We start from the raw sequence: 13,129 nt of genomic DNA, 5'->3' as shown, positions 1-13,129 counted from the left end.
TGCGCGAATCGCTCCCAAGCTTGGGAGCGACCCAAATCGCGCTGAGGTTCCCTCAGCGTGCGTTTGGGTCAAGACAGCGGCGCATCGAACGGGAGGTTCCCTCCCGTTTGTGTGCGTCAAGACAGAGGGGCTGGGGGTGAGGGCAAGGGATTTCGATCGCAAAAAAAGTCTTTATCGAGACTCCCCAATGAAGTTTTTGCGCGTCGGTCGATCGGGACTACCAATTCCAGATAAGATTTAATACATGCAACGCTTAACTTCTCTACTCGATCGCTATCTCGATTGGCGCTGGCTGCTCGTGCTGTCGGCGCTGATGGCGGTCGTCCCGTCCTTACCGATCCAAACCCCAGTTCAAGCTCAACAGCCCAACCCCCAAGGACTATCCATCCAAGCAGACACCCAAGAAGCCAATTCTCAAACCGAAATTGTCACAGCTAGAGGAAATGTCCAATTGCGCTATCCCAGCCGCAACATTCGCGCTAGAGCCGATCTCGCTCAATACTTTATCAAGCAAAAACGCATCGTGCTGGCGGGGAATGTCTTAATCGCTCAACAGGGCAGCACTCTAGCAGGCGAAAGCGTCACTTATCTCATCGATGAAGGGAGATTTATCGCCAATCCTAAAGCCAAACAACAAGTTCGCAGCAACTATGTCACCCCCACACAAGGCGGTAAAGGGTTGACAATCTTTTCTAATACCCAAGAAGCCAATACCAAAACCGAATTAGTCACCGCCAGCGGCAATGTCCGACTCAGCTACCCCGACAAAAAGCTCCAAGCGCGGGCGAATACCGCCCAATATAATATCAAAGGCAGGCAAATTGTCCTGTCGGGGAATGTCCTAGTCGTTCAAAATGGCAGCAGTCTCCAAGGTGAGACGATTACTTATCTCATCGATCGAGGGCAATTTATCGCCAAACAAAAACCTGGGGTGCCCGTGCAATCTATCTATGTCGTTCCCGACACTAATAACAAGCAGTAGTTAGCAGGGGTGCGCCCGTTCGCCACCAATCGATCCCGTGAAGATTATCCTCGAAAACATTCATAAATCCTACGGGAAGCGGAATATTGTCAATCGTGTCAGTCTGTCAGTCGCGCAGGGTGAAATTGTCGGGTTGCTCGGGCCGAATGGTGCCGGGAAAACCACTACATTTTATATCGCGACCGGGCTAGAAAAGCCCAATCGGGGCAAAGTTTGGCTCGATGACGAAGATATTACGAGTTTGTCGATTCACCAGCGGGCGCGATTGGGGATTGGCTATCTGGCGCAGGAAGCGAGTATTTTTCGGAGCCTGAGTGTGACGGATAATCTTTTGCTAGTGATGGAACAAACCAATGTGCCGCGCAAACTCTGGGATCGGCGGTTAACGGATTTGATCGCCGAATTCAATTTGGAGAAAGTTGCTCATACTCTGGGTAATCGCGTCTCGGGAGGCGAACGCCGCCGGACTGAAATCGCCCGTTCGCTGGCAGCAGGGATGAGTGGGCCGAAATTTTTATTCTTAGACGAACCATTTGCGGGGGTCGATCCGATCGCGGTATCCGAAATTCAAAAGATTATTGCCAAATTACGCGATCGCAATATGGGCATCTTGATTACCGATCACAATGTCCGCGAAACATTAGCAGTGACAGATCGCGCATATATCATGCGAGAAGGTCAGGTATTTGCCTCTGGTAGCAGTGAAGAAATGTATGCTAATCCCTTAGTGCGGCAATATTATTTAGGTACTAGTTTTCAAGTTTAAGCAGTTTTTTTGTACTCTAAGTTTAGCACGATCGGCATGAGAAATTTCAGTCTCTCGCGAGTTTTACTACCAGGTGTTTCGGTGCTAGATCGCTATATCTTCACCCAACTACTCTTGCCATTTTTATTCGGTGTGGGGGCATTTTCTTCGATCGTTTTAGCAATTGGTGGTTTATTTGACCTCGTGCGAAAAATAGCTGAAGTTGGGTTGCCGATTACCGTCGCGATCGAAGTAATGGCGCTGAAAATGCCGTTATTTGTGGTCTATTCTTTCCCGATGTCCTTATTACTCGCCGGGATGATGACCTATGGGCGATTTTCCGCAGATAGCGAAATGATTGCCTTTCGGAGTTGTGGACTGAGTGTCTATCGCTTAATTTTGCCAGCAGTAGTCTTGAGCGTCATCGTAACGGGGATTACCTTTGTCTTTAGCGAATCGATCGTCCCGATCGCCAACCAAAAAGCCGCGACGACTCTATCACAAGCTTTAAAAGAGGATAAACCGACATTTAATACCGATAATATTGTCAGACCGATTTTTAAAGAAGTCGATCGCGATGGCAAAAAAGAACAGGTGCTAGAGTGGCTGTTTTATGCCGAGAAATTTGATGGCAAAACCATGACCGGGTTAACTATTATCGATCGCTCTCAACAAGATAAAGGATTGAGTAAAATTATTAATGCTCAGTCTGCGGTACTCGATCCTATTAAAAATACTTGGGACTTTTATAATGGCACGGTGTATCTAATTTCACCAAATGCCTCAGTCAGCAACTTTTTTAACTTTAAACGTCAAGGGTTACAATTGCCCAGTTCGCCCTTGGACTTTGCAGCAGTCGATAAAAATCCCGAGGATATGAGTATCGGTGAAGCAATGAACTATGCCGACGAAATTAAACTCAGCGGCGATCGCAAAAAAATTGTGTCTTTGGCTGTTAAAATCCAGAGTAAACTAGCTTTCCCATTTGTGTGTCTGGTTTTTGGGTTAATGGGTTCGGTGATGGGCATTCGTCCCCAGCGCACTGGCAAGGCGACGAGTTTTGGGGTGAGCGTGCTGCTGATTTTTGGCTATTATTTACTGATGTTTGTCTGTGCCGCTTTTGGTCAAGCTGAGATTATTTCTCCATTTTTGGCTGGCTGGCTACCAAATTTTATCGGGGTCGCCATCGGCGGTTGGTTGGTCGCTCAGGCGGCTAAGTAGCGTGAGTTCGGGATCGGGGTAGCCTGGAGACTGAAGTCTCGGCTAATGATACGAAGTCCGCCTACGCGGACTATTATCTTAGTCCGCGTAGGCGGACTTTGCAATACGAGCCACGATTTCAATCGTTGGCGGTACTAGAGCCGAGCAAATATCCCTAACCTGCACTGACTGTCCTAACAAATATGGCAACAGCTACAACTTGTAAAACTTAACCTTTAAACCATCGCGGGGATGGAGTGTCGGAATCGGATCGAGGGTGAGATTTTGGTTGGGTACTAGTTCCCAACAATTGCGGCGCAATAACATCGCGGCAATGATTTTCAGCTCCATCTGGGCGAATGCCATGCCGATACAGATCCTGGAGCCACCGCCATAAGTAGCGAATGTATAATCTGACGGCTTATATTCATAACGATCGGGATTAAACCGTTCCGGATCGAAAGAATTAGGCTCGGGATAAACTTCCGGATCGAAATGCGCCTCGGGAATCCGATACAGTACTTGCCAACCTTTCGGCACGCGATAGCCGTTAAATTCAAACTCTGTAACTACCCCCCGAAAACCACCGCCTACGGGTGGATACATCCGCTCGACTTCTCGCAAGACTCGATCGAGATAAGTCATCTGCTTTAAACTCTCGATCGAGATCGGTGTATCTCGCCCGATTCGCTCCTGTTCCGCTCTAGCTGTGGCTAGAATTTCGGGATGTTGGGCTAGCGCTAGACAGAGCGAGGCAACCAGCGAAGTTGTCGTCTCATGTCCGGCAAATAATAATAGTAGTGCCTGAACTTTGAGTTCGGCAACACTCAACCGATTGCCCTCCTCATCCTGACTTTGGACTAGTAATCCCAACGCATCCTGAGAGGGCTGCTGCTGCCGCTCTAAGACAACTTGCTCGATGTGGGCTAGCAATTTATCCCGTGCCGCGATCGCCCGTCCATAAGTCGTATAGCTCCAATTGAGCGGGATCGTAAATAAGCCATTTGTCAGTTCGGTAAATAACCGACTCAACTCGGTCGTTTCCGCACCTGGCTCGCTACCAATCAGTAATACACTCGCAATTTCAAAGGTGAGATTTTTGAGTTCGGGAAACCAAGTTAAATCGCTGATTTGCTCCCATTTTGTCAGATATCGATCGGTAATTTCGGTCATCGTCGTGACGTAGTTCGTCAATGCCTTACCGTGAAAAGCGGGCATCAATAACTTCCGATTGCGCTGATGCTCGGCTCCCTCTTGCAAAAATAACGACGCTCCCAATAATTCCTTAAAATTATCCGGCCAACCATCGCGCCAGGAAAACTTATCAAAGTTAGTGGCTAAAATAAATTTATTTGCCACCGCACCGCTCATCACCACCGTTGGACGCCCGACAAGATGCGTCCGAAAGATCGCTCCATACTGTTGGCGGCGCTTATTGGCAAAATCCGGATCGGTCAAAAAGGCGATCGTTTCGCCAATCCAAGGTAAGCCAGATTTTCCTGGCGGTAATGGTAAAGCCGATGTCGCTGGTTGTTCGATCGTCATCAGAATAATAATAATGTAGCAGGTAGGGTGTGTTACTTGTGCAGGATAACGCACCGAAGACTTCTAGCCCATGGCAATCTCGATCGGCACAGTGTTAAATTATATAAACAATAGTGTCAGATCTAAAATTTTTATGCAACTCACTTGGCTGGATAACAACTCTTGGCTCATCGAACTGAGCGGCAAAACAATTTTATTAGATCCTTGGATTGTGGGCGATCTGATCTTTGGAAACCAGTCCTGGTTGTTTCATGGTACCAAAACAGTCGATCGAGCGCTGCCCGAAAATATCGATCTGATCTTGATCTCCCAAGGATTACCCGATCACGCTCATCCTCCGACTTTAGCCATTTTAGATCGATCGATCCCGATCGTCTGCTCGCCCAATGCGACTCAATTAATCCAGAACTTAGGCTACGAGCAAATTACAACCCTCGCTCATGGTGAAAGTTACCGATTTGCCGACATCGAAATCAAAGCAATGCCCGGATCTCCAGTCGGCCCCACCACAGTTGAAAATGCTTATATCATTCGCGGCGAACAGAGCCTGTATTACGAACCCCACGGCAACCACTCACCAGCACTCGCCAATGAACCCGCGATCGATGTCATCATTACACCACTGATCGATCTCAAGCTACCATTACTCGGTGCCGTCATCAAAGGTCGAGCGACGACGCTATCCCTGTGCGAATTGCTCAAGCCTCAGTTTGTCTTACCGACAGCCGCTGGGGGCGATATCAAGTTCGAGGGTTTGCTAGTGTCGCTGTTGCATACGGAAGGCACAGTCAAAGAGTTCCAGAACTCTCTCGCCGCCAAGTCTCTAGCTACTCAAGCGATCGAACCCCAACCTTGGAAACCGATGAATTTGGACTTAGTGGCTGCAACAATCGGGTAAGAGGTAAAAGGTAAGAGGTAAAGGGTAAAAGGTAAAAGGTAAGAGGTAAAAGGCCGATAATATAATAGATAATGTAGGGTGGGCACTGCCCACCAGCTAGGTTTCAGGCATTATGAAGCGATATTTAAATGTTGCTCACTCTAATCGAACACTACGGTTTTATTGCCATATACCAATACCCGATTTTGAAGGTGGTGTCGTACCGCCCGCGCCAGCACGATCCGTTCGAGATCCTTGCCCTTCCTAATCAAATCGTCCACATCATCGCGGTGGGTAACTCTCACCACATCCTGCTCGATAATCGGCCCAGCATCTAGCTCAGAAGTCACATAATGACCCGTTGCCCCAATAATCTTCACCCCACGTTCATAAGCCTTGTGGTATGGATTAGCGCCGACAAATGCCGGGAGAAAGGAGTGGTGAATATTGATAATATTATGGCTGGGAAAGGCATCGATAAATTCAGGACTAATAATCTGCATGTATTTTGCTAAAATCACTAGATCGATCTGATATTCTTTGAGTAGTTCTAATTGTCGCTGCTGCTGTTCTTGCTTATTATCTTTAGTAATTGGTAAGTAATGATAATCGATGCCAAATTGTTGCGCGATCGATTCTAGATCGGGATGATTGCTAATAATTAAGGGGATTTCTGCTAAAAACTCTCCCGCCTGCTGTCGCCAAATTAGATCGAGCAAACAGTGATTTTGACGACTAACCCAAATCGCTAAACGCGGAACCGTGTCCGAGAATCTAATTTGATAAGTACCATCTAAAGGTTGCGCGATCGCGCCAAAAGCCGGAGCAATTAGTTCGCGGGGGAGATTAAAGCCATCGATTTGCCATTCGATCCGCGTGAGAAATAACCCAGCATTAAAATCGGTATGATGGTCTGCATGAACGATGTTACCGCCATTAGCATAAATAAAATTAGCTATTTTAGCAACCAATCCTCGGCTATCTGGGCAAGAAAATAGTAGTGTAGCTGTCGGTTTCATCTTGATGATTAGTTGATATTTAGGTCTAGTTGAATGAGCAAATTTTTTCTACTATGGATCGCTTTGGGATTAGGATTACTCGGAAGTTCAATTTTTATCAACTTTTTACTCTACAATCGCGCCAAGCAATACTATTTTGAGCTAAATCAAACTCGGTTAGATCCAGTAGGCTTGAGCTATTATGCCCAAAATCTTCAGCAAGTTACTAACTCTACCAAATCTCGGATCGTCTTTTTTGGTGACTCCAGAGCAGCCAGTTGGACATCGCCCCAGCTCGATGGCTATGAGTTCATTAACCGAGGGATTCCCAGTCAAACATCAATTCAGACGATCGAGCGATTTTCAGCTCATGTGCGTCTTTTAAAGCCCAAGATCGTGGTTATTCAAGTCGGCGTTAACGATCTTAAAACTATTGCCTTATTCCCCGAGCGCAAGCAAGAAATTATCGCTAATTGTCAGGCGAATATCAACCGGATCGTCAGTGAAACTAAGAGTTTGGGTGCTGTCGCGATCGTCACGACAATTTTTCCCGTTGGCGAAGTACCATTGGAGCGGAAGTCTTTTTGGTCGGATGACATCGCTGTAGCAATTAAGGAAGTCAATACCTATATTGCCACTCTAGCTGATGACAAAACGATCGTCTTTGATACTTTTCCGCTACTTGCTGACGCTCGCGGGATGATGTTAGATAAGTATCGCTTGGATGAGTTACATTTAAACCCCCAAGGATATGCACTGCTCGATCGAGAATTGGTGAAACGAATTGGTAGGCTCGATCGATCGGGTAAAAATAAAAAATGATGGTGCGTTACGCTGACGCGGTACACCCTACTTCTATTTATTTATGCGTCTTTAGATAGAGGTGGTGCGTTACGCTGGCGCGATAACACACCCTACGTTGATTTATGTGTCTTCAGATTGTTCGCTCGGTTCTGGTTTGAGGAGTGGGAAGGCGATCGCGTCCCGGATACTGGCACAATTGCATAAGAGCATCACCAATCGATCGATCCCGATGCCTAAGCCGCCAGTTGGGGGCATCCCGTATTCTAGCGCCGTGAGGAAGTCTTCATCGATGTCGTGAGCTTCGTTGTCGCCTTCGGCTTTACGCGCGGCTTGAGCTTCTAAGCGTTCTCGCTGATCGACGGGATCGGTTAACTCTGAGAAACTATTGGCGAGTTCGCGTCCGACTGCAAATAATTCAAACCGTTCGACGAGTCCGGGTTTCGATCGATGGGGTTTCGCGAGGGGGGAGATTTCGGTAGGATAATCGATGACGAAGGTGGGCTGAATTAGGGTCGTTTCACACTTTTGCTCGAATACCTCGTTCATAAGTTTTCCAAGTGTTTTAACGTCAGCACAGCCGCCGATCCCGGCAGTTTTGACGGCTGCTTGGGCTGTCTCTAATGAGTCAAAACTACTAAAGTCCAAACCAGTCACTTCTTTGACGATCTCGTGCATCGTCACTCGCCGCCAAGGGGCAGCCAGACTAATCGCTGTCCCCTGATAGTCGATCTCCAGCGTTCCCAGTACTGACTGAGCGACGGTAGTAATCATCCCTTCAGTGAGTGCCATCATCCCCTCGTAGTCAGCGTAGGCTTGATATACCTCGATGCTGGTAAATTCGGGATTATGACGCGTAGACACGCCCTCGTTGCGGAAAATCCGCCCTAATTCAAATACCTTCTCAAAGCCGCCGACAATCAACCGTTTGAGGTGTAGTTCGGTGGCAATCCGCAGGTACAGCGGCATCTCCAGAGTGTTGTGGTAGGTATTAAACGGACGTGCATCTGCACCACCAGCTTCCGACTGCAAGACAGGAGTTTCGATCTCGATGAAGTCTAAATTTTCGAGATAGCGACGAATACCGGAAGTAATCAGCGCGCGTTTTCTAAAGGTGTCGCGAACTTCTGGATTGACAATCAGATCTACATAGCGTTGGCGATAGCGTTTGGCGACATCAGTTAAGCCGTGCCATTTGTCTGGTAACGGTAATAAAGATTTTGTCAACATCACATACTCGTTGACAAGGATCGATAATTCGCCTTTTTCCGTCCGTTTGATCGTGCCTTTGACGCCGATAATATCGCCAACGTCAGTTAATTGTTTGAGATGGCTAAATGCGTCGGGGACTGTTGACATCCCTGCTTCAATTTGCTGCTTATTGAGATAAAGCTGAATCGCACCCGTCTCGTCTTGAATGCTAAAAAATGCTAATTTGCCCATCACGCGCCGAGCTAAAATGCGTCCAGCGATCGAAACTGGGAGATCTACTTCTTCACCGCTAGCCAGATCTGCGTATTTGAGCTGAAGTGCAGCAGCTTGGTGGGTAGATTCCCAGTTGTAGGCGTAGGGATTCATCCCTAGCTCTCGGAGTTTGTCGGCTTTAACCAGGCGGGTCGCCCGAATTTCGGCTAGTGTCGAATGTGGTTCTGGCTGTTCTGGCGACTGCTGCTTGGACATATGTAGAATCGATACTTAGGCTGGATTCTCTATTCTACGTCAAGCTCGATCGAACTTCACTGCCTTAGTTCGCTATCCCCTATCCTCTATCCCTTAATTAGCAATATTCACTAATGTCTTCGCCGCATTCGTCGGCTAGATAACACATTGCTTTGAATCGGAGCATCACAACTTCCTCATAGAGGGGGTTGAGTTTGCACATCGGCGGAATGTGTAAGAGGGTGCGTCCAAATAAATTGAGATCGCGCTCGAATGGACATTGAGAAGGGATCAGTTTACAAAGTTTGTGGGCTAACCGGGGATTGGAAATTTTGAGATTGTCCAACCAATTACGCAGTGGTTTGAGGGGGTCGAATTTCGGTAACTGTAGCGAATCGATAGTTGCCTGTGGCATTATTCTAGTTGCCAGCAAACGAGCTAGCGTTGATAGATTAGAACCCATAATATGAGATGTATTAATGGTATCGAGGAGATAACTATTCATGACGTAGCTCCTGAATGGAATGTTCATCTAGAGATAAACTACAGCCACTCGCGAACTATTTCCGGAAAGAACGATCGGACTTAATATTTTCGGTCATCGGCCTCAATGTACCTACCGATCGGTAGGTAGAGGTTTACTTACTATCAGCATCATGTCTTAGTTGGGACTGCGCTGACAACGGTAAATCTACTGAACCATCATAGCGTATTTATTTTCATTACCGTATATTTTTAGGCAGGTTTTTTGGTAGCGATCGATACATTTTTTGTCTTAGAATTTACCAATTATTAAAAAATAACGATCCCCAATTAGTTTACCTCCAAACTTGGATGTTTCATCCGGTGTATTATCTCTTTGGGAATATTTTTATCGCGATTTCATAGCCAATGTTGGCATAGCATCTTTGTGCATCATTTGCCCACGATCGACGAGCGGGTCGCACAAAACTTAAACTTATGCGTCAAAAGCATTAGTAATATAATCGAGCAAGAATAGGCACTCGCCACTCTCCAGGTCGATCGTGCTATGCAGTGGCGTGCCGACGTTGGCGCAGCCTCCCGGACCGGCAATCGCGCGGTTTTACGGCTGATGGCGAACGATCGCGACATCAAAGCGACAGGGATAGTCAGCTAGCTGGGGATGCTTGACTAAATAGAGCTGCGCGGTGTTGATGATTTTGGCTTGTTTCTGGGGTGTGATGGCAAGTAATCCATCCGCATCTAGGTTCGATCGATTCCGGGTTTTGACTTCAATAAATAGTAAGGTATCAGCCTCGATCGCAATTAAGTCGATTTCGCCGCGTTTCCACCGCCAGCGGCGCTCCAAAACTCTGCCACCACGAGCGAGCAGCCACTGTGCGACAACTTCTTCGCCGAGTTTGCCAGTATTCATAGGGGATGGGGAGACTGGGAGACGGGGGGACTGGGGGACTGGGGGACTGGGGGACTGGGAGCTAGGGAAGTCGTAATTACCTCTTACCTCTTACCTTTTACCTCTTACCCATATCCACTATCCCCTATCCCCTATCTCAACCGAGTGCTAGTTGAGAGTAGAATATTAGTCAATAACTCAAACAGTTTACTCTGAAAGTTGAATTATCTTGCCATCTGTAATCCGAATCTCGAAAGTTGGTGCGCGGCGCGGATCGAGAGCTTGTACGCGCCGCAGATAGGAGAGGTACGCTACATCGCCTCACCACCGAGTATCTGTCCCGTGAAATTGGATAGTCTGGCAAATATCCTAGTGCGGGATTTACCGAGCTACGCCAATCGACTGATTCAACAACGTCGTCGCCGCACCGATAAACTTTACAGTAATCTCGTTACCGCCAGCGTCCCCGAACTTCAGCCAATTTCGATCGTCAGTCGCGAGTATCCGCCGCAATTTCCCCAGGCTGCGCCCAGTCAAGTATTTATCACTACCCTCGAAACTCAATATACAGGCAATCGATCGGCTCAGTTGCAGCAGTTTCACTGGTTATTTCTATCCCAAACCAGGCAAGGGTGGCGATTGGCAAATATCTATACGCGGACTGGGGGTTTTCCGCTAGCGGATAATCTCATCACACCTCCGATCGAAAGTAGCAAAACGATCGTCGGTGAAGCAATTGCAATCTGGCTCAATGACTGCTATCTGGGTAAGATTAGAAGCTGATAAGTTTACTGGTTGCAGCTAGACTCATCGATCGAAATCCCACATTCGGCACTTCATAAAATCGCTGCCTAAAAAGCCTTGTTTTTCGCATCTGGTAGGGTGTGTTATCCCGCCAGGGTAACGCACCGCCCAGGCTCGATCTGGTGCTCCAAACACGCCCTACGCAAGCGAAAAATTGAAGTGCGGAATGTGGGCAAAATAATCGTTACTCAATTCCAAACTTAACCGATACCACTGCGGTAATATCTTTCTCGATCGAGCTGGTATCATAGCGACCTTCTCCACTCACCGCAGTTGAGTAACGGGGGGTAATTTGGAAGACGCCAGTATCGGCACTCCGCACGCCACCGACGCGATTGCCTGTACTTTTGGCGATCGATTCGGCTCTAGCTTTGGCATCTTTGGTAGCTTCGGCGATCATCTCGATTCGCAGCTTACTTAAGTCGTTGTAGAGATATTCTGGTGGCTCGGAAGTGAGGGTAATCCCTTCATTGATAAGTTCGGTAATTTGCTGGGATAATTTCGAGTAACGATCGACTTGACTCGATCGAATCTCTAGTCTTTGAGTGAGTCTATAGGCGGAGGTTTTACCAGTTTCCTTACCATCGATCAGTTCGGGAAGTGCGGATGTTTGGAGCGAATCGAGTGAAATTTCCGATTCGGGTACTTTGGCATCTTTGAGATAACGTTGAACTCTAGCGATCTGCGTTTTGAGTTCTTGATAAGCTGCCTGAGTTGTCGGTTGCTGGCTGGAAACCGCTACCCTCCACACAATATAATCGGATTTAATCGGGCGTTTAGCAGAACCAGTAATCAGCAGGGCATCATCGACGCGTTTCATATTCCGAATTGCTCCCGCCCAGAGAAAAGAGCTAGCAACTAGCGAAGCAGACAATAAAGTTAATCCAGCAAACAGTTGGGGAAACCGATACCGAAATCCAGTGCTTTCCATCGATCGAGACTCACACAAAAAATAATTTGTTTCGGCATGATGACAAGTCACCAGCCTCAACATTAACTACCAAGGCTCGATCGGTGATTCCTGAAAGCCTCCGATTGAAATCGGGGCTGATGATGCAAAGTCCGCCTACGCGGACTGAATCTTTTAGTCCGCGTAGGCGGACTTTGCATTCCCAGCGGCGGTTTCTAACCGCTGAGGTTACGAGGTAGCGACCTAGGTTAATTGAGATGATTATCTAAATCTAAGAGTACGACTTGCTCGATCGGTCGATCGACGACTAGCCGCTGGGCGACACCCCCAGGAATGATGCCGTATACCGCACTACCATTGCTGTAGACGATTTGACCCTCTGCGCCGATATCAAAAGCGAGTACACCATGTCCGATGACTTTTGGCTCGCGATGCGGAAATTGCTCGATCAACTCCCACGAACGGGGGACTAGGGACGGCGAATCAGCATCGCCAAATCGGCTGTTGCGCTCCATTTCCGTGGCGACATCGACTAAGCGCCCCAAAACTACCATCTGGTGGCGATTGACATGTGGGGATGGGGAGGCTGAGAGGAGCGACTTGCCAGTATGACTGCGGGTAAAGATATTCAACCAGGCAAATACTGCGGATACCAACCGCGCCGGGATTGACAGGAAATCTTTGAGGATCTGCGAAAACCGCACGCGTTGGCGCAGGGAGCGGTAGGGACGGCGAATATAGTATAAAGTACCATCCGCAGTCATTTGCGGGCTGAGGAGGTCGTATTTGGGGTCGCTGGCGAGGGTAATTACTTCCTGCCGATCGAGATCCAATTGCTCGATCGTCGAATGCTTTTGCTCGATAATCTGTCCTGTACCATCGCGTCCGATTCCCGCTGATTGAAAGACGATCGCCCGCCGAAAACCCGGAATCCATTTGGGAGCTAGATCGATCGAGTCGCCTTCGGTTGCTAGTGCTAGATGTACGGCATTGACTGGCATCGTGGCGATATTGGCGGTACCATCTTTAGCGATCGCCGCACAGGCAATCAACTGATACTCGGGGTGAAAATCTACCCGATCGACTTTGAAATCGGCACTGTGAAATAATCTTTTTTCGCGAGTTTGGGGGCGTAGTTCGGGTTTAGCGGCTCCACCAATCTGGACGGCAGGGGCAAATCGTTCGAGCGTAAAGATCCCACCAACTTCCCCCGCTTCGAGAGTATATAGTAAG

At 47.9% G+C, this 13,129-nt stretch carries 15 protein-coding genes; 8 read left to right on the top strand and 7 right to left on the bottom strand.

The genetic code is table 11. The features are described 5' to 3' along the window. From RMO52_RS02750 to RMO52_RS02735, 4 genes are all read left to right on the top strand, one after another. On the top strand, window positions 1-241 hold a 241-nt coding region (locus RMO52_RS02750; RefSeq protein WP_310410664.1), incomplete at its 5' end, for a hypothetical protein. Between the two features lie 3 nt (window positions 242-244). Further along, complete coding sequence (locus RMO52_RS02745) at window positions 245-982, top strand: LptA/OstA family protein (RefSeq protein WP_309741951.1); 738 nt, start codon at window positions 245-247, stop codon at window positions 980-982. Between the two features lie 37 nt (window positions 983-1,019). Beyond that, window positions 1,020-1,748 carry an LPS export ABC transporter ATP-binding protein gene (gene lptB / locus RMO52_RS02740; RefSeq protein ID WP_309741952.1) on the top strand — a complete coding sequence of 243 codons (729 nt, stop codon included), beginning with the start codon at window positions 1,020-1,022 and terminating at the stop codon, window positions 1,746-1,748. Between the two features lie 36 nt (window positions 1,749-1,784). After that, window positions 1,785-2,948 (top strand): LptF/LptG family permease, encoded by a 1,164-nt coding sequence (locus tag RMO52_RS02735; RefSeq protein WP_310410662.1) that lies wholly within the window; start codon window positions 1,785-1,787, stop codon window positions 2,946-2,948. A gap of 192 nt (window positions 2,949-3,140) precedes the next feature. Here RMO52_RS02735 and RMO52_RS02730 read toward each other — a convergent pair whose 3' ends face one another. Next, window positions 3,141-4,472, bottom strand: a complete 1,332-nt coding sequence (locus RMO52_RS02730) for a cytochrome P450 (protein ID WP_310410660.1) — start codon at window positions 4,470-4,472, stop codon at window positions 3,141-3,143. Between the two features lie 133 nt (window positions 4,473-4,605). Between RMO52_RS02730 and RMO52_RS02725 the strand changes: the two genes are divergently transcribed. Continuing rightward, on the top strand, window positions 4,606-5,370 hold the full coding sequence (locus RMO52_RS02725) for an MBL fold metallo-hydrolase (protein WP_310410658.1): 765 nt from the start codon (window positions 4,606-4,608) through the stop codon (window positions 5,368-5,370). A 140-nt stretch (window positions 5,371-5,510) separates the two neighbouring features. On the opposite strand, the gene purU is transcribed toward RMO52_RS02725, so the two are convergent. Continuing rightward, window positions 5,511-6,368: a formyltetrahydrofolate deformylase gene (gene purU / locus RMO52_RS02720; RefSeq protein ID WP_310410656.1), complete on the bottom strand. Its 858-nt coding sequence runs from the start codon at window positions 6,366-6,368 to the stop codon at window positions 5,511-5,513. A gap of 33 nt (window positions 6,369-6,401) precedes the next feature. Between purU and RMO52_RS02715 the strand changes: the two genes are divergently transcribed. Further along, window positions 6,402-7,169, top strand: coding sequence for an SGNH/GDSL hydrolase family protein (locus tag RMO52_RS02715; protein WP_309739938.1), 768 nt, complete (start codon window positions 6,402-6,404; stop codon window positions 7,167-7,169). 102 nt (window positions 7,170-7,271) lie between these two features. Here the strand turns inward: RMO52_RS02715 and lysS are convergent, their stop codons facing one another. The 3 genes from lysS to RMO52_RS02700 all read right to left on the bottom strand — a co-directional run bounded on the left by lysS (window position 7,272) and on the right by RMO52_RS02700 (window position 10,203). Beyond that, on the bottom strand, window positions 7,272-8,828 hold the full coding sequence (gene lysS / locus RMO52_RS02710; RefSeq protein WP_310410654.1) for a lysine--tRNA ligase: 1,557 nt from the start codon (window positions 8,826-8,828) through the stop codon (window positions 7,272-7,274). A gap of 97 nt (window positions 8,829-8,925) precedes the next feature. After that, window positions 8,926-9,222: a Mo-dependent nitrogenase C-terminal domain-containing protein gene (locus RMO52_RS02705; protein ID WP_396134862.1), complete on the bottom strand. Its 297-nt coding sequence runs from the start codon at window positions 9,220-9,222 to the stop codon at window positions 8,926-8,928. Window positions 9,223-9,891: 669 nt separating this feature from the next. Further along, window positions 9,892-10,203: a YraN family protein gene (locus tag RMO52_RS02700; protein WP_310410652.1), complete on the bottom strand. Its 312-nt coding sequence runs from the start codon at window positions 10,201-10,203 to the stop codon at window positions 9,892-9,894. 198 nt (window positions 10,204-10,401) lie between these two features. On the opposite strand from RMO52_RS02700, the gene RMO52_RS02695 reads away from it, so the two are divergent. Beyond that, the gene (locus RMO52_RS02695) at window positions 10,402-10,965 is read left to right on the top strand and encodes a hypothetical protein (RefSeq protein ID WP_309742453.1); all 564 of its coding nucleotides are present in this window, start codon (window positions 10,402-10,404) and stop codon (window positions 10,963-10,965) included. Between the two features lie 205 nt (window positions 10,966-11,170). Here RMO52_RS02695 and RMO52_RS02690 read toward each other — a convergent pair whose 3' ends face one another. Further along, window positions 11,171-11,917, bottom strand: coding sequence for an SIMPL domain-containing protein (locus RMO52_RS02690; RefSeq protein WP_310410650.1), 747 nt, complete (start codon window positions 11,915-11,917; stop codon window positions 11,171-11,173). 26 nt (window positions 11,918-11,943) lie between these two features. On the opposite strand from RMO52_RS02690, the gene RMO52_RS02685 reads away from it, so the two are divergent. After that, window positions 11,944-12,135 carry a hypothetical protein gene (locus RMO52_RS02685; RefSeq protein WP_309742451.1) on the top strand — a complete coding sequence of 64 codons (192 nt, stop codon included), beginning with the start codon at window positions 11,944-11,946 and terminating at the stop codon, window positions 12,133-12,135. A 9-nt stretch (window positions 12,136-12,144) separates the two neighbouring features. On the opposite strand, the gene RMO52_RS02680 is transcribed toward RMO52_RS02685, so the two are convergent. After that, a partial coding sequence (locus RMO52_RS02680) for a hypothetical protein (protein ID WP_310410648.1) occupies window positions 12,145-13,129 on the bottom strand: 985 nt, incomplete at its 5' end.

The sequence above is a fragment of the Chamaesiphon sp. OTE_8_metabat_110 genome, from assembly GCF_031382685.1.
Taxonomy (GTDB): domain Bacteria; phylum Cyanobacteriota; class Cyanobacteriia; order Cyanobacteriales; family Chamaesiphonaceae; genus Chamaesiphon.
The sequence above is the reverse complement of the archived record's forward strand: the minus strand, read 5'-3'. Positions and strand labels throughout refer to the sequence as shown.

Excerpts from the sequence above, each read along its gene's own strand:
- RMO52_RS02745 (WP_309741951.1), top strand. The coding sequence starts at position 245 with ATGCAACGCTTAACTTCTCTACTCGATCGCTATCTCGATTGGCGCTGG.
- RMO52_RS02735 (WP_310410662.1), top strand. The coding sequence starts at position 1,785 with ATGAGAAATTTCAGTCTCTCGCGAGTTTTACTACCAGGTGTTTCGGTG.
- RMO52_RS02730 (WP_310410660.1), bottom strand. The coding sequence starts at position 4,472 with ATGACGATCGAACAACCAGCGACATCGGCTTTACCATTACCGCCAGGA.
- RMO52_RS02725 (WP_310410658.1), top strand. The coding sequence starts at position 4,606 with ATGCAACTCACTTGGCTGGATAACAACTCTTGGCTCATCGAACTGAGC.
- purU (WP_310410656.1), bottom strand. The coding sequence starts at position 6,368 with ATGAAACCGACAGCTACACTACTATTTTCTTGCCCAGATAGCCGAGGA.
- RMO52_RS02715 (WP_309739938.1), top strand. The coding sequence starts at position 6,402 with ATGAGCAAATTTTTTCTACTATGGATCGCTTTGGGATTAGGATTACTC.
- lysS (WP_310410654.1), bottom strand. The coding sequence starts at position 8,828 with ATGTCCAAGCAGCAGTCGCCAGAACAGCCAGAACCACATTCGACACTA.
- RMO52_RS02705 (WP_396134862.1), bottom strand. The coding sequence starts at position 9,222 with ATGCCACAGGCAACTATCGATTCGCTACAGTTACCGAAATTCGACCCC.
- RMO52_RS02700 (WP_310410652.1), bottom strand. The coding sequence starts at position 10,203 with ATGAATACTGGCAAACTCGGCGAAGAAGTTGTCGCACAGTGGCTGCTC.
- RMO52_RS02690 (WP_310410650.1), bottom strand. The coding sequence starts at position 11,917 with ATGGAAAGCACTGGATTTCGGTATCGGTTTCCCCAACTGTTTGCTGGA.